At 72.4% G+C, this 22546-nt stretch carries 11 protein-coding genes; 3 read left to right on the top strand and 8 right to left on the bottom strand.

What is annotated here, in order from left to right; all coding sequences use genetic code 11:
• Window positions 1-69: 69 nt before the first annotated feature.
• Window positions 70-10992 (bottom strand): calcium-binding protein, encoded by a 10923-nt coding sequence (locus EIY87_RS34270; protein ID WP_125314044.1) that lies wholly within the window; start codon window positions 10990-10992, stop codon window positions 70-72.
• Window positions 10993-11088: 96 nt separating this feature from the next.
• A complete protein-coding gene (locus tag EIY87_RS34265; protein WP_125314043.1) occupies window positions 11089-11784 on the bottom strand; it encodes a helix-turn-helix domain-containing protein in 696 nt (231 codons plus the stop codon).
• A gap of 150 nt (window positions 11785-11934) precedes the next feature.
• On the opposite strand from EIY87_RS34265, the gene EIY87_RS34260 reads away from it, so the two are divergent.
• Together EIY87_RS34260 and EIY87_RS34255 are read left to right on the top strand one after the other, a co-directional pair.
• Window positions 11935-12345: an ArsR/SmtB family transcription factor gene (locus EIY87_RS34260; RefSeq protein ID WP_125314042.1), complete on the top strand. Its 411-nt coding sequence runs from the start codon at window positions 11935-11937 to the stop codon at window positions 12343-12345.
• The gene (locus tag EIY87_RS34255; protein ID WP_125314041.1) at window positions 12342-13976 is read left to right on the top strand and encodes a SulP family inorganic anion transporter; all 1635 of its coding nucleotides are present in this window, start codon (window positions 12342-12344) and stop codon (window positions 13974-13976) included. The genes EIY87_RS34260 and EIY87_RS34255 overlap by 4 nt, the downstream gene beginning before the upstream one ends.
• Here the strand turns inward: EIY87_RS34255 and EIY87_RS34250 are convergent.
• Window positions 13961-14572 (bottom strand): hypothetical protein, encoded by a 612-nt coding sequence (locus EIY87_RS34250; RefSeq protein WP_125314040.1) that lies wholly within the window; start codon window positions 14570-14572, stop codon window positions 13961-13963. The genes EIY87_RS34255 and EIY87_RS34250 overlap by 16 nt on opposite strands.
• Complete coding sequence (locus EIY87_RS34245) at window positions 14569-15456, bottom strand: helix-turn-helix transcriptional regulator (protein ID WP_125314039.1); 888 nt, start codon at window positions 15454-15456, stop codon at window positions 14569-14571. Before EIY87_RS34245 ends, EIY87_RS34250 begins: the two co-directional genes overlap by 4 nt.
• Before the next feature lie 135 nt (window positions 15457-15591).
• On the opposite strand from EIY87_RS34245, the gene EIY87_RS34240 reads away from it, so the two are divergent.
• On the top strand, window positions 15592-16530 hold the full coding sequence (locus EIY87_RS34240) for an aldo/keto reductase (protein ID WP_125314038.1): 939 nt from the start codon (window positions 15592-15594) through the stop codon (window positions 16528-16530).
• Between the two features lie 4 nt (window positions 16531-16534).
• On the opposite strand, the gene EIY87_RS34235 is transcribed toward EIY87_RS34240, so the two are convergent.
• From EIY87_RS34235 to EIY87_RS34220, 4 genes are all read right to left on the bottom strand, one after another.
• On the bottom strand, window positions 16535-19255 hold the full coding sequence (locus EIY87_RS34235) for a helix-turn-helix transcriptional regulator (RefSeq protein WP_125314037.1): 2721 nt from the start codon (window positions 19253-19255) through the stop codon (window positions 16535-16537).
• 57 nt (window positions 19256-19312) lie between these two features.
• Window positions 19313-19783, bottom strand: coding sequence for a hypothetical protein (locus EIY87_RS34230; protein WP_125314036.1), 471 nt, complete (start codon window positions 19781-19783; stop codon window positions 19313-19315).
• A gap of 32 nt (window positions 19784-19815) precedes the next feature.
• Complete coding sequence (locus tag EIY87_RS34225; protein WP_125314035.1) at window positions 19816-20388, bottom strand: VOC family protein; 573 nt, start codon at window positions 20386-20388, stop codon at window positions 19816-19818.
• A gap of 288 nt (window positions 20389-20676) precedes the next feature.
• On the bottom strand, window positions 20677-22461 hold the full coding sequence (locus tag EIY87_RS34220) for a putative Ig domain-containing protein (protein ID WP_449657969.1): 1785 nt from the start codon (window positions 22459-22461) through the stop codon (window positions 20677-20679).
• Window positions 22462-22546 lie beyond the last annotated feature (85 nt).

The raw sequence follows: 22546 nt of genomic DNA, 5'->3' as shown, positions 1-22546 counted from the left end.
CCGTCGCGGGCGCAGTAGAACACGAGCGGGCGCCCGGATTCCGGGCGCCCGCTCGTGTTCGCTCTCCTCTCAGGGTGCGCAGGCGTTCGGGTTGTCGAAGTGACCCGGGGTGGTCGGGAACGCCGGCCCGGACCCGTGGTCCTGCAGGTCCGCCTGGTACACCAGCGCCAGCTCGTCGTACGCCGACGTGCCCGCCGTCGTCACGTCCGCCGGGCCCTGGCCCGCGCCCAGGGAGTGCGCCCACCGCTGCAGGAAGTCCTGCTGCGTCGGGCTGAACTGGCGGACGTCGTTGTACCCGCCGTACGCCGCATTGCAGTGCGTGTACAGGTTGTACGCGCCGCCCCAGTCCAACAGGCGGTCGCCCTGGTTGGGGCCGTTGTCGGCCACGTCGGCCTGCAGCACGTCCCGGTCCCAGCCGCCGTAGATCCAGTCGATGCCCTGGTGGTGCTGGTTGTCCGCGACGTCGGCGTTGTCCAGGTTCGTCATCTCGAACCACGAACACGGATCCACCGTCACCGCGTTCTTGCCGTTGCCGAACGTCTGCGGCCACGGGTTCGCCGAGCACGTCGACGATCCCGGTGTGCCGTAGGTTCCGCGCGGGCGCCAGTCGATGATGTCCGAACCGAGGGCTCCCGTCACCGGGTCGACCGACGGGCCGGTCGTCGCGCCCTTGCCGCCGAGCACGTAGTCGACGAGCGAGTCGTTGACGCCGCGGTCGTTCGGGTTGGCCGCGTCGGTGCCGCCCTTGCCGCCCCACAGCACGTCCGCGCCGTCGTCGCCGAAGACGTTGTCCCCGCCCGAATCGCCGTTGGCCAGGTCGTCGCCGTAGCCGCCGTGGATCGAGTCGTGGTCGTCGCCGCCGCGGATGCGGTCGGTGCCGCCTTCGAGGTCGCCGCGGTGCGGCATCGCCGGGGCGGTGCCGGGTGCGGCGAACGTGTCGCCGTTGACGTCGTGCTGCAGGTCGACCTGCCGCGTGACCGAGCCGGCCAGGAAGCCCTCGTAGTGGATCTGGGGTACCTGGCTGTTGTCGATCACGAACTTGTTCGACCCGTTCTGGTACACGTCGACGATGCCGCCGCGGTCGCCGACCATGGCGTCGTCGCCGCCGGTGCCCCACATCCGGTCGTCGCCGAGTTCGCCGTACATGTCGTCGGCGCCGTCACCCGGAGCCGTCGCCGTGCCGGTGTCGCCGTACATCAGGTCGTTGCCGTCCTGGCCGTACAGCGTGTCCTCGCCCGCGTCGCCCCACAGGTTGTCCCCGCCCCAGGCGCCGGGCGCCTCGCAGGTGGCCTGCGTGGTGGTGCAGAAGCGGGTCGGGGCTCCGTTCGCGCCGTGGCGGACGAACGCCGCCCCGGCCGGCGGGGTCGCCGGGTAGCGCTTGGCGTAGATCCGGTTGGTCAGCGGCAGCGAGACCTTCGACAGGTCGTCGCCGAGCGCCACCGGCTTCCCGGTCTGGTCCACGATGTCCCGCACCGCGGTGCCGCCGTCGCCGAGGATGAAGTCGGCGGCGCCGTCGCCGTGGACGTCGTCGGCCGTGTCCCGGAACACCGCCAGCGAGCTGCCGCCGAGCAGGTCGTCCTGCCCGTTCGGCGCGGAGACGTCGCCGAGGTCGGCCGACGCCGTTCCCGGCCACGCCGGGGTGGCCGGCGCGATCGCGATCCCGGCTTCGGCGAGCGTGCGGTCGCCGAATACCGTGTCGTGCCCGCCGTTGCCCTCGGCGTAGTCGTCGTTCGCGCCGCCGGAGATCTGGTCGTCGCCGTCCTGGCCGAAGATCACGTCGACGCCGCCACCGCCGGACAGCTGGTCGCCGCCCGCCACCGGACGCGTCGGCGCGCCGAGGAACCCGTTGCTCCACGAGAGGTCGAGCAGCCGCAGCGAACGTTGTGTTTCGAACGTCCCGTTGCTGCCGACGCGGAGCAGGTACGGCGACGGCGGCGCGATCCGGTCGGTGATCGCGTTGTCGCCGAGCACCACGTCGTCGCCCGCGCCACCGAACACGGCGTCACCGGTGTCCGGCTGGCCCTGGGTGGTCAACGCCGTGTCGGTCCCGAAGATCACCGAGCTGCCGCCGACGAGGTCGTCGTCGCCGCCGTTGCCCTCGAGCCAGTCCCGGCCGGGCCCGCCCTCGGCGTAGTCGCCGTCGGCGTTGCCCTTGATCCGGTCGTTGCCGGACTGGCCGAGGATCGCGTCGCACCCGTTGTCGCCGGTGATGTCGTCGCCACCTGAGGTGTTCGGCACCGGCCCGTCGCCCAGGTCGTACAGCTGGATGCTGCGCTGGACCATCGGCGCCGCCGCGGGCACGTCGGTGTCGAAGCGCCCCTGCGTGATCGGGCTCTTCGCGATGCCCGCGTCCCGGGTGAGCAGGGCGTTGTCACCCGTGATCAGGTCGGCGTCGTCGCCACCGGAGATGGTGTCCCCGGTGTCGAGCTGGCCCGCGGTGCCCTGTCCGGTGCCCGACTCGACGTACGAGCTACCGCCGACGAGGTCGTCCTGCCCGGAGTCGCCGAACAGCTTGTCCGCGTCCTGGTCACCTTCGGCGTAGTCGTCCCCGGCGTCGCCGTGCACGGTGTCCGTGCCGCCCTGGGCGTAGATGACGTCCGTGGCTTCGCCGCCGAAGATCGAGTCTCCGCCGGAGGTGCCCGCGGCCGGGGTGTAGCCGAGGTCGAACAGCACCACGTGCCGTCCGGCCGACAGCCCGCGGCCGCGCGTGACCGGGTCGCCGGTGTCGCCACCGCCGGTGCCGGTGATCGTGGCGTTGTCCCCCGCGATCACGTCGTCGCCGCCGCCGCCGGAGATCGTGTCGCCCGCGTCCGGGTAGCCGGTCGCGTTCTTGACCGCCGGGTCGCCCGGTGTCTGGTGGCTGCCGCCGATGATGTCGTCGGCGTCCGCCTCGCCGTTCAGCTTGTCGGCACCCGGGTTGCCTTCGATGCGGTCGGGGTCCTTCCCGCCGAAGACCGTGTCGTTCTCCAGCCCGCCGAACAGCGCGTCATTGTCGAACCCGCCGGAGATGGTGTCGTCGCCGCCCAGCGCCGGGTCGGCACTGGCCAGGTCGAACACCGGGCCGCCGGGCACCAGCGGATCACCGTTGTCGCCGATGATCGTGTCCGGGCCGCTGTCGCCGAACAGCTGGTCACCGTCGTCGGGCTGCCCGGCCGCCCGGGTGCCGCCGACGATCGTGTCGCCGGCCAGGCCACCGGAGACCCAGTCCTTCCCGTTGTTGCCTTCGATCGTGTCGGGGTCGTCGCCGCCGAACATCGTGTCGACGCCGTCGTTGCCGTACAGCGTGTCCGCGCCGGAGTCGCCGTAGACGGCGTCGTCGTCCGAGCCACCCCAGACCTGGTCGGCGTCGCGGCCGCCGTGCAGCGCGTCCTTGCCCTTCTCGCCGCACACCAGGTCGTCGTTCGCCTCGGCATCGACGTTGTCGTCCCCGCCACCGGCCCGGATGTTCTCCACGCCGGCACCGCCGATGATCCGGTCGTTGCCGTCGAGCGGGTCGTCCACCGACTCGTCGACCGGGGTCGAGGAGAGCGGCGTCCCGGCCTTGCACGGCGTCGTCTGCTTGTCGCCGTAGACGTCCGCACCGCCGTCGCCGCCGATGACGTGGTCGAAGCCGAGGCCGCCGACCAGCGTCTTGTGCGACGGGGTGATCCCCGTCGGCAGCGGGGTGTGCGTGACGACGTAGAACGGCCCGAAGCCGTCGGTCTTCCCCGGGTTCGGGAAGTCCAAGGTGGACGGTTCGGCGATGACGTAGTCGTCGTCCGGCCCGCCGTAGAGCGTGTCGGGCCCGTACCCGCCGAACAGGATGTCGTTGCCGCCGCCACCGCGGAAGTCGTCGTGCTGGTCCTTGGCGGAGTGGCCGGTGACGCGGTCCTGGCCCTTGCCGCCGTAGACCGTGTCGCTGCCGCTGCCGGTGTCGATCGTGTTGATCGGCCCGCCCACCGGGCCGCCGGTGGTGTTGGCGTCGTCGGAGCCGTAGCCGTCGATGCCGGGATCGACCTGGCCCGCCGGGTAGATCTGGTCGGCCCCGGTGCCGCCGGCGAACCGGTCGCTGCCGTCGCCGCCGACGAGCGTCGCGCCCTGGGACACGAACAGCGCCCGCGGGTAGGTGGGCACGTCCTTGAGCGGGTCGTCGGCCGCGACGCTCAGGGTGTCGTCGCCGCCGTTGCCGTACGCCGTCGACTTCGCGAGGCCCAGCTTGATCGTGTCGCCGGCGTCGCCGGTTCCGGTCCCGCCGGCCGGGTCGGGCAGCGACGCCCAGTTCGGCACGGAGACGGTCGGCCCGCCGCTGCCGTCGGCGATCGGGTCGCCGCCGTCGCGGCCGTCGTTCGGCAGCTCCTTGAGCCCGACGGACGTCAGCGGGGGTGGCGCGCCGAGGCTCGAGTCGCCCGCGACGACGTCCACGCCGTTGCCGACCGTGATGCTGTCGACGCCGGGACCACCCGCGACGCGGGCCTTCGCGTCGTCGCGGACGTAGCTCGTCTTGTTCGCGGCGAGCACGGTCCGGTCACCGGTGACGACGACGTCGTCCCCGTCACCGCCGTCGACCCACGAGTTGCCGATGCCGGTCTTGATCTGGTCGTTCTTGGTGCCGCCGAAGACGATGGCGTCGCGGTCGAACTGCGCGGTGGGCGGCGGTGGGCCGTCCTTCGCGGTGTCGGCCTTGGCGTCCCCGATGAACGTCACGCTCATCGGCTTGGTGTAGCCGCGGCCGTCCACGACGACCCGTTCGATGTTCGCGTTCCGGAACTCGCGCCGGATGCCGAGCATGTCCACGGCCACGCCGGTGAACGCCGGGTTCGCCGCGTTGGCGTAGTCGTGCAGCGAGGTGATCTTGACGGTCTCCTTCTCCTGCTTGTCCGACTCGTAGGGGTCACCCGCGCCGCCGCCGCGCTGCGTGGTGTGGCCGAGCGCGGCCGCGTACACGACCAACGTCTTGCCGTCCCCGCTCAGCCCGCCGAGCTTCGGCGGTGGTGGCGTGCAGTTCGGGGTCGCGGTGAAGTCGAGCAGCGTGACGTCGACGATCGTGAAGCTGAACGACACCGAGAACGGGCCGAACCCGACCGTCACGTACAGCTTGAGGAAGACGTAGAGCCGCCCCGACACGGTGAACAGACAGATCGGGTTGTTCAACGCGGTTTGCAGGAACTCCGTGATCCGGAACTTCCCGTCGTGGTTGGGGTCGTTCCACAGGAAGGACACGGTGAGCCCGAGCCCGCCTTCGATGCCGACCGTGATGATCACCGCCGTGACCGCGGCGCCGGCCGCGATCTCGCCCGTGAACGACACGACCGGGATCGGCTTGCCGTTTTCCGTGGTGTAGAAGAACAAGCTTTGCAGGAAGGCGTTGCCCACGGTGCCCAGGTCGAGGTTGCCCGCGCGGGCGGCCTCGAACGCCTTGCGGATGCCGTAGGTGTCGAACCCGGCGACGATCCGCAGCGACACCGTCGCCGAGCCGTGCAGGGTGATCACCACCGGCGGCGGCGCGTACACCGGCCCGAACTGCTGGCGCCAGTCGAAGCCGAGGCGCAGCGGCCCGGAGTCGAACTTGACCAGGTCGACGTCCCCGCCGAGCAGCACGTTGAACAGCGACGCCGGCTTCTCGAACACCGGGAAGCTGAACCCGGCCGCCGATGCCTGGGTGGTCATCGGGTCGACCGACTTCGGGTTGGCGTTCTTGCCGTTGATCGCGCCCAGCAGCGGCGCGAACGCGGTGCCACCACCGGCATCCTTCTTGTCGCTGATCAGGCTTTCCGTGTTGTCGGGTGTCGCGGTGGTGTCGAGTGCCTTCTGGCCGCCCAGCTCGAACGAGCCGAGCGGGATCAGGCACTTGGTGGTGCACGTCGGGAAGTTGTTGATGAAGTTGACGATCCCGGCGATCGTGTCGACGAACTTCAGGTCCGGTCCGCCGGCGATCGTGGTGAACGCCTTGCCGAGCGAGACGAGCGTGACGTCGCCGCCGCCGGCCAGGTGGGACAGGTCCGACAGCACCGGGATCGGCGCGTAGAGCGTCTTGATCACCGGGTCGAGCGGGCCGGTCACCTGCTTGACCTTGTTCACGATCGGGCCGAGGATCTTCCCGAAGATCTCCCCGCTGTCGATGCCGACCTTGTCGAAGGCCAGCGTCAGCGGGCTGTTGCCGCCGTCGGCGCTGTTGGTGCCCGGCTTGGCGTTGTTCCACGCCCAGTGCAGCCGGAAGTTCGCCTGGATGCCCGGGAACCCGGCGTCGTCGCCCGGCCGCGCCTTGAGCAGCCAGTTGATGTCCGCGCTCGCGTGCAGCTTGACGTCGGCGAGCCGGTCCAGTCCGGCGTTCTGCAGGTCGCTCAGGTGCAGCCGGCCGTTGGTCGGGTCGTCCGGCGCGATCAGGTCGATCTTGAACGCGCCACCGAACAGCGGCAGGACGGCGTTGGCCGGCGGCGCGGCCGCGGCGTTGCAGTCGTCGGCGCTGAAGTCCTTGGTGCAGTTCTCCGCGGTGATGTTGATGAACGCCAGCTGCGCGTTGATCTTCTGCGGCAGGGTGACGTTCAGCCCGACCGCGAACTCCGGCTGCGCGGAATCCTTGGTGCTGACGAAGAACCCTTCGCTGCGGCTGATGCCCATGGCCAGGTGCAGCCGCCAGCCCAGCTGGACTTCGGGACCCGCGCCGCCGTCGGCCTTGAGCGAGAACCCGGGGATGCCCAGGTCCAGCGGCACGGACTTCTTGAGGCACTCGTGACCGGCCGGGAGCCCGGCGCAGTTGAGCAGGTCGCCGCTGAAGTCGCCCTGGCTGACGTTGAGGCTGATGGTCACGGCGTCCAGGTCGTTATACGCGCAGTCGTGCGGCTGCGGGTTTTCGGCCGGGTTCTCCGGCGCCCCGCCGATCGCGGCGGCACCGGTGTCGGTGGTCTTGGTGTCGGTGACGTCGGCGATGAGCTTGAAGACGCCGCCTTCCTCGCGGAAGACCATGTACCCCGAAGCACTGTCGACCGGCTCCCACGAGATGTCCAGGGAGTCCGTTGTGGACAGTGCGGCCGGCCCGTTCGTGATCGAGCCGGGGTCGCTCGCCTTGGCCTGCTTCTTCTCCCCGTTGATCGTCGCGTAGGAGGCGACGACGTACCGGTAGGTCTTGTCCGCCGCCGTGGCGCCGTCGTGCAGCTTGACCGTCGGGACGCCGACGGTGCCCAGCCGCGTCTTGCACACGGTGTCCACGGTGACGGTGTCCGGGTTGAGCCCGGCACTGGCGAGCTTCGCGCCGAGCTGGTCGTTCACCCAGCCGCGGACCGCGGCCATGTCGGTGAAGTGGCCGTCCGCGGGCAGCTGGTCCAGCGCGGTGTGGATCGCCGTGCGCAGCTTGCCGATGAAGTCCGCGCCCTGCTGGAGGTCGTCGCCGAGCAGCGGCAGCTTGCCGCCGAAGCTGGCCGTGTTGAGGGCCTGCTCCGCCAGGTTGAGGTAGCTGTCGAGGCCGTCGAGCCTGCCGAAGTCGATCAGCCGCTTGCCCAGTTCCTGGCCCAGCAGCGTCGGGTCCGGGGTCTCCAGCCGCGGGTGGCCGTCGATGGCCGCGCCGGCGAGGGTGAAGTAGTCGTCCGGCGTCGTCGACTTGGGCAGGCGCAACGCGAAGTCGTTCGCCTTGGTCTCGTCGGTGATCACCTTCGTGTAGGTCGCGCCGCCGTCTTCGCTGATGTACAGCGGCAATTTCGCGCACAGAGCCAGTGGTGTGCTGCCGTCGAGGCCGCAGTTCACGGCCGTGCTCGCGGCGTTCACCGCCGGGCCGACCGCGCCCACGAACTCGGAGAACGTCACCGGCGCGCCGGTGCCGCCGCTCTTCGCGAGGTCGAGCGAGTAGGACGCCTTCGCGGTGGCCTTGTCCGCCGACTTCGGGTTGCCGAGCGAGACGGTCAGCGGGCCGAGCGTCGTCGCGATGGTGGCGTTCTCGACGGCGGCGTCGAGCTTCACGCCGATCGACGAGTCGTCCAGGATGCGCAGCGCGTTCGCGTCGGCCGGGCCGGGCCCGGGCGCCAGCGGCACGACCAGGCCCATCTTGACCTCGCCGCCCACGCCGAGCGACACCGAGCCGTCGCCCTGCACGCCGGCGACGCGCTGGTTGCCCGCGGGCAGGCTGAAGTCGAACTGCACCGGCGTGCTGGTGTGGTACGCGCGCTTCCAGTCCAGCCGGATGATCAGCGACGGCGTCCCGGCGAGGTCGGCGTACTCGAACTGCACCGGCACGCTGCCCTTGAACCGGTCGTTGACCGTCTGGACGAGCCGCTGCAGGTTGTCCGACGGCGCGGCCTCCAGCATCGAGATCACGTCGTCCAGTTCGGACCGGATCACGTACGACGTCGAGGGCGAAGGCTGGCTGGCCCACGGCCCGGCCAGGGTGAGGGTGTCGGCCGAGACGCTGCCGACGATGCCCACCTGGGTCCCGGCGACGACGGTGCGCCCGACGAGCGTCGGCGGGAACGCGTTGCCCTTCTCGGCGCTGCGTGCGATGTCCTTCACGAAGTTCGGCCCGTAGGTCACCTTCGGGCCGGAGCCGGCTTCGTCGGCCCGAAGCAGGTCGCGCAGCGAGCGGCCGATCAGCGGGATCTTGGTGCCGAACACCGCGGCACCGGCCGGGGACGCGTCGCTGATCGACGCGTTGAGCGTCTGCAGCGTCTTGAGGATGATCGAGAACAGCGCCTTCGGGTTGGCCGGGTCGAAGTCGAAGTTGGCCAGCTCGGAAAGGTCGCTCGTGCTGAACTGCGGGCCCTCGGTCCCGGACAGCTTGGTGAGGTCGTTCCAGGTGAACCCGGCGTGCGCGGTGGCGCCCTTGAGGAAGTCACCGGTGCCCGGCGCGCTCGCGTCGACCCCGCCCGCGCCGCGGACGTGCACCTGGAAGTCCAGCAGCGAGCCGGGGTCGTGCAGCAGCTTGTCGACGACCCCGCCGAAGGTCAGGTCGCCCTGGTCCTTGAGGTTGACCTGGAGCATGTGGTCGTCGGTGCCGGGGGTCCCGGCGCAGTCGGCGCCCGCGGCCGGGTGGCAGACGTGCGCCGCGCCCTTCAGCTCGACCTGCAGGAAGCCGGCGTTGGCGAACAGGTCGATGCCCGCGTCCATCGGGAAGTCCGCGGTGAACAGCGCTGGGCTGCCGGACGTGCGGAGCAGCACCCGGTCCGGCCCGGTCGGGGTCGCGCCGACCAGCGTCGTGCTGCCGTCGGGGTTCTTCTGCTCGATCGGCGGGTTGTGCACGGTCGGGTTCTGCAGGTCGAGCACGAGGGTGACGGCGGCGTCGTAGGACGGCCGCACCTTCGCCGTGGCGTTGACCGCGTTGGCCTCGCCGACGCCGCGGCCGCCGGTCTTGAGGTCGTTGCCGAGCTGGACGACGCCGACGTCGCCCTGCATCCCGGAAATCGTGTACGGCGCGTTGGCCACCGGGATCACCGGCGTCCAGCCGGGCGCCTGGAGGAAGAGGGTGTGCTCGTCGTTGTTCTCGACGGTCGCCCCGGCCGCGCCGGCGACGACGTGCCGCCCGGCGAACTCCCCCGGCTTCCACGTCTGGTTCTCGTCCTTGAGGGTGGTCTGCGTGTACGTCGTCTTCGCGGGGCTGCCCGCGGGACCGGACGACGCCGCCGCGGCCGCGTTGAGGTCGATCGCCGTCGCGGGTGCCTGGCGGGACAAGGTGATCTTGAAGTCCAGCTTGGTCGTGCCGGGCGGGAAGTGGACGTCGGAGATGCCGATCTTCGAGTCACCCGGCAGGTTCGCCGCGGTGTTGAGCTTGTCGAGCATCTCCTGCAGGGAAACGAACTTCGGCTCGCCGGCCTGCGCGGGGTCCGCCGCGGTCTTGGTGTTGTCCGTCAGGAACTTCTTGATCGACTCGTTGAGCTGGATCGCGTCGGCCAGGCTTCCTTTGAGGAACGGCAGGTCGAGGTTGCCGATCGGGGTGGTCGCGCCGCCCCACTTGGCGCGCTGGATCGACGTCAGCGTGGTGGCCAGCTGGGCCAGGCCGGTGGCCAGGTCGCGCGGCGTCATGTTGAGGAACGGGCCGACCGTGCCGATGCCCTCCGGCGTGATCTGCGGCGTGCCGGTGGCGATGTCGGGCCAGCTGAGGCCGATCTTCGCGTCCACCGCGGGCAGGTCGAGGGAGAACGAGCCGGCGGGGGCCGCGGCGAGGTGCAGCGAGCCGGTCAGCGACCCGGCCGGGCTCGCGAAGCCGAAGCTGACCAGGCCGGCCAGGGAACCGTTCTGGGCGAGTTCTCCCGCGGTGCCGTCGAAGTTGGTGAAGGCCAGCCTGCCGTCGTTGTCGGGATCGTTGACGGTGGCGGCGAAGTGCGCCTTGAGGCTGAGCGAGGAGTCGGCCTCGACGAGCTTGACCCCGAGGATGCCGACGGCGGCTTTGACGGCCTTGGCGTCGGCGATGTTCGCCTCGGCGTCGACCGTCAGCGACGGCGTCGTGCCGTCGTTGACGAAGTACGCCTTGTCGTGCGCCTTGTCCCAGACCACGGTCAGCTTCAGCGTGGTGGCGACGGTGAGCCGCACGCCGCCGGTGGAGGAGAACGCCGACTGCGGGGCGTTGGTGCCGTCGCCGATCGGGATCGGGACGCTCAGCGCCTGGTCGTTCAGCACCCGGGAGATCGTCAGGGTGAGGTCGAGCTTCTTGTCCTCGCCGACGGTGCTCAGCGTCGTCTTCAGGGTCCCGGCGCGGTCACCGGAGAGCGTGATCGGCTGGTCGATGTCGAGGTCGGCGTCGTCGACGGCGTCGGCGAGCTTCTTGGTGCCGGTGTGGAAAGCCTCCTGCGCCAGGGTGTCGAACCCCAGCGCGGCACCCGGGCTGGTCTGGACGGCGGGCAGCGGCTTGGCGAGCTGCCCGAGCGTGCCCAGTCCCTTCGACCACGCGGCGAAGCTGTTCGCCGGGGCGGCGAGCGCGTTCGCCAGGGTCCCGACGCCGGGGCTCGCGGCGTGCGCCGGAGCGGCGGTGACGACGCTGCCGCCCAGTGCCAGCGCGAAAACCGTGATCAGTCCGAGCCACCGTCTCGAGCCCATGGTCACCCTCCACGTCCGCGGGCACCCGGCAGCCGGGCACCGCCCACCGGGCGAGATTGACAAAGGGGACGGATCTCCGGGAAGGCCCGGTTCCGCTCAGCGGACCCGCGGGGAACCGGTCAGTTCACGCGCGGCTTCGCCCGCGGCGAGCACGACCAGGTACCGCAGCCGCGCCAGCTCGGCCGGGCACGAACCCAGCACGCCGAGCGCGGCGACGACCCGGCCGTCGGGGGCGTGGATCGGGGCCGCGGCACAGCTCAGGCCGGCCGCCCGCGCGGATCCCAGCGCTTCTTCGGCGCCGTTGAACAGGACGTCGACGAGCGGTGTCGGCGACGCCAGTACCGTGCCGGGGCGGAGCACCGGGAGCCGGGCCGAGTGCCCGGCGAAGGTCGCGACGACGAGCACCTCGGACCCGGAGGACACCCCGACGACGACGTCGGACCGCGACAGCTTGGCCAGCCGCACGGCGGGCCGCCCGACGGCGGCGCGGAGCCAGGCGTGGGTGCGGCCGCGGCCTTCGCACAGCCGGCCGAACATCGGCCCGACGCCGTAGCCGCGGATCCGGTGCTCCGCCGCACCCATCCCGCACAGCTGCTCGAGCAGCCGGTGCGTGGTCGACTTCGGCAGGCCGGCCCGGCGCGCGGCTTCGGTGAGGCCGAGCTCGGCTTCGGCGTCGGCGAGGACCTCCAGCAAGGCGAACGCCCCGGCGAGCACACTCCGGCCCCGGGCCCGGCCGGCCTCCCCTTCGGCGTCGGCTTCGGTCAAGCGCACGTCGGACCCGTCCGTGAGCATCCGCGCCTCCCGTATTGGGCCGGATGGCCCCGCCGGGGTGACAGTCGCACGACGCCACCGGGACGTTACGGGGCGGAAGCCGCGCGGGTGACGGAGCCGCCGCGGCAGTGAATTGATGGATTGATAGAATCATCAATCCAGGAGGTGCCCATGCCCGCCCGCTCCCGCCCGACCGAGCCGCTCTACCGGATCAAAGCCGACCTCTTCAAGTGCCTGGCCCACCCGACCCGGATCCAGGTCCTCGAGGTGCTGGCCGCGGCCGGGGACGAAGGCGTGCCGGTCACCCGGCTGCTCGACGTGACCGGCTGCGAGGCGTCCCAGCTGTCCCAGCACCTCGCCGTGCTGCGCCGCACCGGCGTCGTCACCTCGTCCCGCACCGGCAACGCGGTCGACTACTGGCTCGCCCAGCCGCTGGTCGCCGAACTCCTCGTGGTGGCGCGGGCTTTCCTGCTGGCGAGCCTGCGGCCCGGCTCCGACCAGCTGCGGGCCGCGCGCGGGCTGCCGCCGCTGCCGGGCGCCAGCCCGAAGGCCATCCTCGACGCCGTCGCGGTCCAGGCGTGAGCGTCCTCGGCGGCACGCGCGAGTTCCTGCCCGGCCGCGCCGACTACGACCTGCGCGGGCCGGCCGTGCGCGCGGACCTCCTCGCGGGCATCACCGTCGGGGTCGTGGCCCTGCCCCTGGCGCTGGCGTTCGGCATCAGCTCGGGCGCCGGCGCGGCCGCGGGGCTCGTCACCGCCGTCGTGGCCGGGATCGTGGCCGCGGTGTTCGGCGGCTCGCCGGTCCAGGTGTCCGGCCCGACCGGGGCGATGGCCGTCGTCCTGGCCCCGATCGTCGCCGCCCACGGCCCCTCGTCGGTGGCGCTCGTCTCGATCCTCGGCGGCGCGCTCGTGCTCGTCGCGGGCGCGGCGCGGCTGGGGCGGCTGGTGGGTTTCCTGCCCTGGCCGGTCGTCGAAGGCTTCACGCTCGGGATCGCGTGCATCATCTTCCTCCAGCAGGTCCCGGCCGCCGTCGGCACGACCGTGCCGGCGGGGCTCAATCCCCTTGTGGGAGCGGGAAAAGCGCTCGCCGCGGGAGTGTCCGGCTGGGCGGTGGCGACCGTCGCCGTCGTGGCGGTGCTCATGCTCGTCCTGCCCCGGCTGCACCGCGGGCTACCGGCTTCCCTGGTCGCCGTCGCCGTGGCGGCCGTCGGCGCGGAACTGGCGCACGCGCCCGTCGCCCGCATCGGGAACCTGCCGAGCAGCCTGGCCCCCGCGTTGCCGTCCTTCAGCTTCGGCGCGGTCCACGACCTCGCCGGCGCGGTCGTCGCGGTGGCCGCGCTGGCGGCGATCGAATCCCTGCTGTCCGCCCGCGTGGCGGCGACGATGACCCGCGGCGGCCCGCCGGTCGGCCCCACCCGGCCGGACCGGGAACTCGTCGGCCAGGGCCTGGCCTCGATCGCGAGCGGCCTGTTCGGCGGCATGCCGGCGACCGGCGCGATCGCCCGCACCGCGGTCAACGTCCGCTCGGGCGCGCGCACCCGGCTCGCCGCCGTCGTGCACGCGCTGGTCATCCTCGCGGTGATCTACGCCGCCGCCCCGCTCGTGTCCCGGATCCCGCTCGCCGCCCTGGCCGGTGTCCTGCTGGTCACCAGCCTCCGCATGGTCTCGCTCGCGACGATCCGCGAGGTGGTCCACGCGAGCCGCGCCAGCGCGATCACCTTCGCCGTGACGGCGATCGTCACGGTCGCGGCCGACCTGATCCTCGCCGTCGAGATCGGCCTGCTGGTCGCCGCGTTCTTCGCGTTGCGCCACCTCGCCCGAGCGGCCCGCGCCCGCCGCGACGACCTCCCCGGCCCGCCCACCCCGGCCGACGAGCACATCGCGGTCTTCCGCTTCGAGGGCGCGATGTTCTGGGGCGCCTCGGAACGCGTCGTCACCGACATCGCGGCAGCGGCGGACGGTGCCCTCGTCGTCATCCTGCGCCTGTCCCGCCTGCACCTCCTCGACGCGACCGGCGCCAAGGCCTTGGGTGACGCGATCGAAGAGCTGGAAGCGCGGGGGGTGACTGTGCTGTTGAAGGGGATCCAGGACCAGCACCAGCACCTGCTGGCCACGACGGGAGCGTTGGCCAAGCTCCGCCACGGCAACCACCTGTTCGCGAGTTTCGACGACGCCGCCGCCCATGCGCGGTCCCACGTTCAGCGGGCGGGGTAGTACACCGTCGGCAGCGGCCCCCGGATCTGCCCGGCGGAGAAGTCGAATCCGAACTCCTGGGCCAGCACTGCGAGTGCGGCGGCGAACTCGGTGCGCGAGTCCCGTGGTGTCCCGCGGTCGATCAGGCCGGCTTCGCGCATCGGCCGCTCGAGCCGCGAAGTGGCCTCACCGGCCAGGCTGTCGTAGGCCTGGCCGACCTCGAGCCCGAACTGCAGGCGGCCGCGCGCGAGGTGACTGACCCAGCCTTGGCCCAGGAAGTTCATGGTGGCCACCACGACGTCGGTTTCGTGCGACAGCGCGGTTCCGCCCGCGTTCGGCATCGTGCTCGCCCTGATCGGTTCGATCGCCGCCGACCACGCGCCCGAGGTGGCCACCCTCAGGCATGGGCGTCCGTCGTAGGCGGTGCCATCGGCTGACCAGCAGTCGGTCAGGCTTTGCGGTGCCGCCTGCGTTGCGTCCACACCGAACGCGTCGAAGATGGCCTCGGCATCGGTGCCACGGACGAAAGTGATCCGGCCGTCGTCCTCGAAAACCGTGGGATGCCGCAGGATCCACGCCCAACCGGGTTCGCCGGCCGCCCCGGAACCGGTGCTCATCGGCTTCCGGCACCGTCCCGGTCCGCGGACTGCGTGGCTGCCCAGCTGGCAAGGACCTTGAGCCGCTCCTCGGACGCGGTCCCGGGTTCGGCCGTGTACGTGACCAGGTTGTGCACTGCTCGACCGGACAACGGCAAGTCCAGCGACTGAAATGTCAGTTCCAGAAATCCGACATCCGGATGCCGCAGCCGCTTGACGCCGTCGTGCCGGATCAGCACGTCGTGCGCCGCCCACCGGCCGCGGAACTCGGGGCTGAGCGTCGACAGCTCCCCGATGAGGTCACGCAGGGCCCGGTCGCCCGGCTCACGCCCGGCCTCCGCGCGCAGCATCGCGGCTGTGGCGTCGCCCGCGGCGTCCCAGTCGACGAAGAAGTCCCGCGCGCTGGGGTCGAGGAAGATGTACCGGGCGATGTTGGGACGGCCGCCGGTAGCGAACATCGGCGCGTACAGCGCTCGCGCCAAGGGGTTGGCGGCGACGACGTCCGTGCGGCCGGTGCGGACGAACGCCGAGGACAGCGTCATCGAGTCGAGCAGCCACTGGACCCGGGGCGGGACCTCGACGTCCCGGCGGCGCGACGGCGTGCGGCTCTTGGGCCGCGACGCCCGGGCCAGGTCGAACAGGTACGTGCGTTCGTCGTCGTCCAGGCGCAGGGCGCGGGCGACCGCGTCGAGGACCTCTTCGGACACGCCGCCGATGTGGCCCTTCTCCAGCCGCGTGTACCACTCCGTGCTCACGCCGGCCAGCACCGCGACCTCCTCACGGCGCAGGCCGGCGACGCGGCGGCGGGTGCTGGTCGGCAGCCCGACCTGCGCCGGGGTGATCTTGGCGCGCCGGCTGGCGAGGAAGTGCCGGATTTCGCCGCGGTTGCCGGGCTGCTGGTCCATGCCGTCCACGGTAGCCGCCGGGCACGGCGCGAGGGGGGTTGAAGTCGTACCCCCCATGAACGCGACCTTCTCCCCCGCCGGACGGCGCGGTCTCCTGGGAAGCGAAGGTTCCGCCGGAGAACGAAAGCAGGGCACATGACGAGCAAGACGGTGGCACTGGGCACCTGGGCCTGGGGAGACAGCGGCGAGGCGGGCGACGGCTACTTCGGCAGTCAGCTGACCGCGTCCGGCCTGCGGGAGGTCGTCGAGAAGGCGCAGGCGAGCGGGTTCACCCTCTGGGACACCGCGGTGGTGTACGGCATGGGCCGCTCGGAGACGGCCCTCGCCCAGGCGCTGAAGGGCTACGACCGCGGCGAATACCAGCTGTCGACGAAGTTCACCCCGCAGATCGCGGGCGACGGCGACGACCCGGTCGCGGACCTGCTGGAGCAGAGCCTCGACCGCCTGGGCACGGACTACGTGGACCTGTACTGGATCCACAACCCCGCCGACGTGGCCCGCTGGACGCCGCCGCTGATCCCGTTGCTGCGGCGCGGAAGGATCAAGCACGTGGGCGTCTCGAACCACAACCTGAAGGAGATCGCGCTCGCCGACGAGATCCTCGGCGAGGCCGACTTCCGGGTGGAGGCGGTCCAGAACCACTACAGCCTCCTGTACCGGAGCTCCGAGCGCGCGGGCATCCTCGACCACTGCCGCGAGCACGACGTGCGGTTCTTCTCCTACATGGTCCTCGAGCAGGGCGCGCTGACCGGCCGGTACAGCTCGGCCCGCCCGTTGCCGGAGGGCAGCAGCCGGGCGGCCGTGTACAACGGCGTCCTCCCCCGGCTGCAGGCGCTGACGGACCGGATGGCCGCGATCGGCGAGGAGCGCGGCGCGTCCGCCGCCGACGTCGCCACGGCCTGGGCCATCGCCAAGGGGACCACCCCGATCGTCGGGGTCACGAAGGCGGATCACGTCGACGGATTGGTGCGAGCGCAGGGCATCGCGCTCACCGCCGAGGAGATCGCGGAGCTGGAGGCGCTGGCCGATGCCACGGACGTCGACACGCGCGGCAGCTGGGAGCGCGAGATGTGACGGCTCAGGCGGTGACGAGGGCGGCGTCGCGCAGCTGACGGCGGGAGCTGATCCCGAGCTTGGTGAAGATCTTGCGCAGGTGCCATTCGACCGTGCGCGGGCTGAGGAACAGCCGGGTGCCGATCTCGGGGTTCGAAAAGCCTTCGGCGGCCAGCCGCGCGATCTGGAACTCCTGGGCGGTCAGCTCACCGGTGGTCTCCGCCACGCGTTTGCGCGCGGTCTCCCCCGTGGCCAGCAGTTCCCGCCGGGCGCGGTCGGCGAACGCCGTCAACCCCATGGCGGACAACAGTTCGTGGGCCGTGTGCAGCTGCGCGCGGGCGTCCACGCGGCGGCCCTCGCGGCGCAGCCATTCGCCGTACAGCAGGTGGCTGCGGGCGAGGTCCACGCGCAACCCGGTCGGCTCGAGGCACGCGATCGACTCGCGGAAGAGGCGGTCCGCGTCCGGGCCGGTGCTGGCCAGCGCGCGCACGCGGGCATCGACGCCGAGGGCTTCCGCGGTTCCGGCCGCCGGGGCACGCTCCGCCGACCGGGCGGCCGCCGCCCGCAGCAGTGCCTCGTCCCCGGTCCTCGACGCCGCCTCGGCCAGTTCGGCGGTGGCGAGGCCGGGGAAGCCCGCGACGTCGTCGTCGAACACCCGGCGGGCGGCGTCCAGCGCGAGGTCGTGGCGGCCGAGGCCGTTGTACAACACCGCACGTCCGTAGCCGGCGAGGTGCGCCAGGTGGAGCTGACCGCGGGCCGCGTCCTCTCCGGGCAGCTCTTGGCCGCGGAACGCCGCCAGCAGCGCTGCGGCGTACCCGACCGACGCGTTGCCGGTCGCGTCGGCGAGGGCACGGTCCTCCTCGGCCGACGCCGTCGCCGCGGTCAGCTCGCCGGCGAGCAGCTCGGTCACGGCGAGGAAGTTGAGCGCGGACTGCAGCTGCAGGAAGGCGCCGGCGTCGCGGGCCAGCCGGACCTGACGCCCGGCCAGCTCCCGCGCCGCCGCGAAGTCCGCGGCTTCGACGGCGAGCACCCCGCCGGCGCGGTCGCCGAGCAGCCACCGCAGCCCGGGGTCCTCGGCGGCGGGGTCCAGGGCGCGGACCGCGGCCAGCGCCGGGGCCAGCAGCGGGGCCGCGGCCTCGTAGCCGTCGGTGAACCGGGTGGCCAGCGCGTCCAGGACGAGGTCGACGGCCCGGGGCGGCACGGGCGCCGGGGGCGCGGCACGGCCCGCTTCGGCCACCGCGGTGAGATCCCCGCCGGTCCACAGCGCGGCCGCCAGTGCTTCGAGGTAGGTCTCGCGCGCCCGGGCCGGGTCGAGCGGGGCGAGCCGCTCGGCCGCGCGCACCAGGAGCCGGGCCGCGTCGCCGCGTCCCCGGTCGAACGCGATCCGCCCGCGCAGGTGCTCGGCTTCGGCGGCACGCTCGGCGTCCGGTGGTCCGGCCGCCACCGCGTCGAGGAGGCCGAGCGCCGCTTCGAGCGCGCCGGCGTCGCGTTTGACGGCGGCCGCGGCGAGTTCGCGTCGCGCGCGCCGAGCCGGGTCGGGCGTCAGCAGCGCCGCGTGCTCGAAGAACGCGGCCGCCGCGACCAGTCCCCCGCGGGCCCGGGCCCGGCCCGCCGAGCCTTCGAGGTCGGCCGCCACGTCTTCGTCCGGGGACACCGTCGCCTGCCCGCGGTGCCAGGCCCGGCGGTCGGGGTCGACGTCCGGGTCGGTTACCTCCGCCAGCGCCCGGTGCACGTCCTGCCGGTCCTGGGCGGTCGCCGTCCGGTAGACCGCCGAGCGCACCAGCGGGTGGCGGAACCGGATCCGGCGGCCGAACTCGATCAGCCCGGTCGCCTCGGCCGCGGTCGCCGGGTCGGCGCCGAGCCCGAGCCGGCCGGCCGCGGCCCAGAGCAGGGTGGCGTCCCCGAGCGGCTCGGCGGCGGCGATGAGCAGGAGCCGCCGCGTGTCGGCGGGCAGCGGCTCCAGCTGCCGGACGAAGGACTGTTCGATGCGCCCGGCCAGCGGCAGCGCCCCCGGCGCCCCGAACCCGTCGGCCAGCTCGGCGGCCGTCCACGCGCGGGGCAGCTCCAGCAGCGCCAGCGGGTTGCCGTGGGTTTCGGCGACGATCCGGTCGCGCACGCGGCCGTCCATCGGCCCCGTGAGCACCGAGGCCAGCAGCGCTTCCGACTCGGCCTCGTCCAGGCCGCCGATCGGGAGCTCCGGCAGCCCGGCCAGGTCGGGATCGGGCTCGCGGCCGGTCTCGCGCAGCGCGAAGACCACGGCGATCCGCTCGGCGAGCAGCCGGCGCGCGACGAAGGCGAGGACCACCCCGGACATCCGGTCGAGCCACTGGACGTCGTCGACCAGGCAGAGCAGCGGCTGCTCCTCGGCCACGTCGGCGAGCAGCGTCAGCACCGCCAGCCCGACCAGGAACCGCGTCGGCCGGGCGCCGGAACTGAGCCCGAAGGCCGTGGCGAGCGCTTCGCGCTGGGGTTCCGGGAGCCGGTCGAGCCGGTCGAGGTACGGCGCGCACAGCTGGTGCAGCCCGGCGTAGGCCATCACCTGCTCCGATTCGACGCCGACCGCGCGCGCGACCCGGAAGCCGGGGGCCTGCGCCCGCGCGTACTCCAGCAGCGCGGTCTTGCCGATCCCGGCCTCGCCGCGCAGGACCAGCACCTGACCCCGGCCGGCCCGGGCGTCGGCCAGGAGCCGGTCGAGGGTGGCGCGTTCGCCGTGCCTGCCGATCAGCGCGGGCCCACGCCCCGGCATGCGAACCTCCCACGGCCGGCCGGCGAAGGCGGGACGACCGTGCCGGATGACCGAACACTATCCCAGCGGTCCGCCGTCACGCGTCGTCGCGTACCGCGCTTCGATGGCCTTCGCCGTCTTCGCCAGCTCGCCGCCGAGGACGCGCTTGCCCAGCAGCCCGAGCAGGCCGCCGAGCAGCCGGCCCTTGAAGTTCTTGCCTTCCCGCACCACCACGGCGTCGATCCGCGTCGTCCCGTCCGGCAGCCGGGTGAAGGTGTAGGTGTGGCCCGACGCGCCACCCCAGGTGTTGGAGTCGGTGGTCTTCATCACGACGCGGGCCGGGTCGGACCAGTCGTAGCGCAGCCGTTCCCAGACTCCGCCCGAGCCTTCGGTGACGTCGGCGTGCGCCGCGCCCTGCTCGTGCACCCGCAGGTACTCGTTCGCGCTGCGGCCGAAGAGCTTCGCGCGCTCCGGACCGAAGTCGGTGAGCCCGGCGAGGAACTGTTCGGGTGTGGCGGTGGTCAGCTGACGCAGGTGGATCGTGGACATCTTCGGGGTCTCCTCGGTGGTGGTGCGGGGGTTCAGGCGTCCTGGTGCTCGGCCATGTACCGGGCGTACCAGGAGGGCCACTCTTCGTCGTACTGACCGGTTTCCTTCTCGTGCTCGCCGTGCGCGGCCGCGGCGCGCCTCAGCGCCTGCTCCAGCTCGTCGGCCGAGGCGTAGGTCGCGCCGGAGGTGCGGCCGGGGAACCGGGTGGTGATCTCCTGCAGCAGCCAGGTGTTGCCGTCGGGGTCGCTGAAGGAGGCGAACGACCCGTAGGTGCCGCGGTCGGGGTGCACGCCCGGCGCGAAGGCCCCGGTCGCGTCGCGGTGGAACACCTCGCTGACGGCGACGCCGTGCCCGGCGAGCTCGGCCCGCGCCGCCTCGATGTCCTCGACGACCAGGTAGGTCCCGCGGACCGAGCCGGGCGCCGCGTCGGTGATCCCGGTGCCGAAGTGCACCGACGCCGCCGACCCCGGCGGGGTCAGCTGGACCACCCGCGAGCCGCCGAAGACGATGTCGGCGTCTTCGCGCCAGCCGAGCGTCTTGTAGAAGTGCTTGGTCCGGTCGGCGTCGGCGACGGGCAGGACCACGACCTCGAGCTTCATGTCCATGGTGAGCAACTCCTCGGTGTCCGGCGGCGGGGTGCGCCGCTCGAGACCCAGAGTGGTCCCCGGCGGGTCCCGTTCGCCCCAGGGAGACACCCTGGTCGACCCCGGGCCAGTGCCCCGGGGTCGTGGCCGCGCGGTCTGCCCGGCGCCGCAGCGACGCCATGAAAGGGTCGTTCATGGCGTCTGACGAGGTGAACGACCCTTTCATGACATCGCGGACCCGGGCTCCGGCACCGCGGACCGCGAAAGGCCGCCCCGGGGAGCCCGGGACGGCCTTCCACCTGGTTTCACTCAGCTCAACGTCAGCGCCGTGTCGTCGACGCAGAACGACGTCTGCAGGGACGAGTCCTCGGTGCCGGTGAAGGTCAGCGTCACCGTCTGCCCGGCGAACGCCGAGACGTCGACGGTGCGCAGCTGGTAGCCGGCCGCCTGGTTGAGGTTCGAGTACGACGCGAGCGTCGTCGAACCGGCCTTGACCGTGAGCTTGTCGTACGCCGTCGTCGTGGTGGTCTCGGCGGTGTCGATGTGCAGGTAGTAGGTCAGCGTCGCGTGGCAGCCCGCCGGGATGGTCACCGGCTGCGAAACCGTGTCCGTGTGCGTGCTGCCGTAGCCGTCGAGGTAGGCGAGGTAGGTGCCGCCGTGCGGGGCCTCACCCGAGGACGACGTCGAGATCACCCCGCTGGACGCGGTCCACGGGCTGGTTCCGCTCTCGAACCCGGGGTTGCCCAGCTTCTGGCCGGTGCAGCCACCGCCGCCGGACGAGGTGATCGTCCAGGTGAACGTGGTGCTGCCGGTGGCTCCGGAGGAGTCCTTGGCCGTGGCGGTGACCGAGTACGTGCCGGCGGTCGTCGGGGTGCCCGAGATCAGGCCGCCCGAGCTGATCGACAGGCCGGCGGGCAGGCCGCTCGCCGTCCAGGTGTAGCCGCCGCTGCCGCCGGACGCGGACAGCTGGAGGCTCGCCGCCGTGCCGACGACGCCGCTCTGGCTGCCCGGGTTGTTCGCCGTGACCGGGCCGGGGCCGCTGCCGCCGCCGGTGAAGGCCGCGGTGCCGTTGGGGGTGCCGAGCCCGGTCGGGCCGTCCCAGCCCGCGCCCGCCTTGCACTGCACCGCGGTCGAGCAGCTGCCGTTGCTGCCCGAGGTGACGTCGTAGAGGTTGCCGGTGTGCGAGTACGGGTAGGCGCCCGGGGTGTCGGACGCGGCGGGCGTGCCGGCGAGCGCGTACACCGACGCGATGATCGGCGCCGAGGCGCTGGTGCCGCCGTACACGGCCCAGCCGCTGCCGCCGTAGGTCTGGTACACCGCGACACCGGTCTGCGGGTCGGCCACCGCCGAGACGTCGGCGACCGCGCGCTTGGCGCAGCCGGTGGTGACGTTCTGGAACGACGGCTTGGCCACCGAACCCGAGCAGCCGCTGCCCGCGCCGCTCCACGCCGTCTCACCCCAGCCGCGCGTGCTGCTGTTGCGGCTCAGGGAGGTCCCGCCGACGGCGGTGACGTACTGCGACGACGCCGGGTAGCTGATGCCGTAGCCGTTGTCGCCGGTGCTCGCCGTGATCGCGACGCCGGGGTGGTGGAAGTAGCTGGTGTCGTAGGAGTTTTCGCTGCCGTCCTCACCGCCGCCGTAGCTGTTGGAGACGAACTTCGCGCCCAGGGACACGGCCGTGTTCACCGCCGTGCCGAGGTCGGCCATGCTCGGCTGGTTCGCCTCGACGAGCAGGATGTGGCAATTCGGGCAGATCGCCGAAACCATGTCGACGTCGAGGGAGATTTCGCCCGCCCAGCCCGAATCCGCCGTCGGCAATGGACTGGTTTGGCCGTTTTCGTTCACTTTCTTGAAACAGCCGTTCGCGGTCGTGCAGGCGGGCAGCCCGTAGGCGGACCGGTAGGCCGCGAGGTCCGATTCCGCGTTCGGGTCGTCGTTGGAGTCCACAATGGCCACCGTGGCCGACGCGCTGCCGCTCGCGGTGAGGTTGTAGGCGGACCGCAGGTCCGTTGGCCCGAACCCGCTGGGCAGCGCGTCCGGGGCGAGCTGGGCGCGCATGGTGTCGGTCTGCCGTTCGGCGAAACACGTGACCATGCCGGGCCGCGCGTCCTGGGCGCAGACGCGGGCGGTCGGGTGCGTTGTGGACGGTGCGGCCACGGCGGGCAGTGCCGGGGCGGTC

The sequence above is a fragment of the Amycolatopsis eburnea genome, from assembly GCF_003937945.1.
GTDB classification, from domain to species: Bacteria; Actinomycetota; Actinomycetes; order Mycobacteriales; family Pseudonocardiaceae; genus Amycolatopsis; species Amycolatopsis eburnea.
This window is presented reverse-complemented; position numbering and strand designations above follow the sequence as displayed.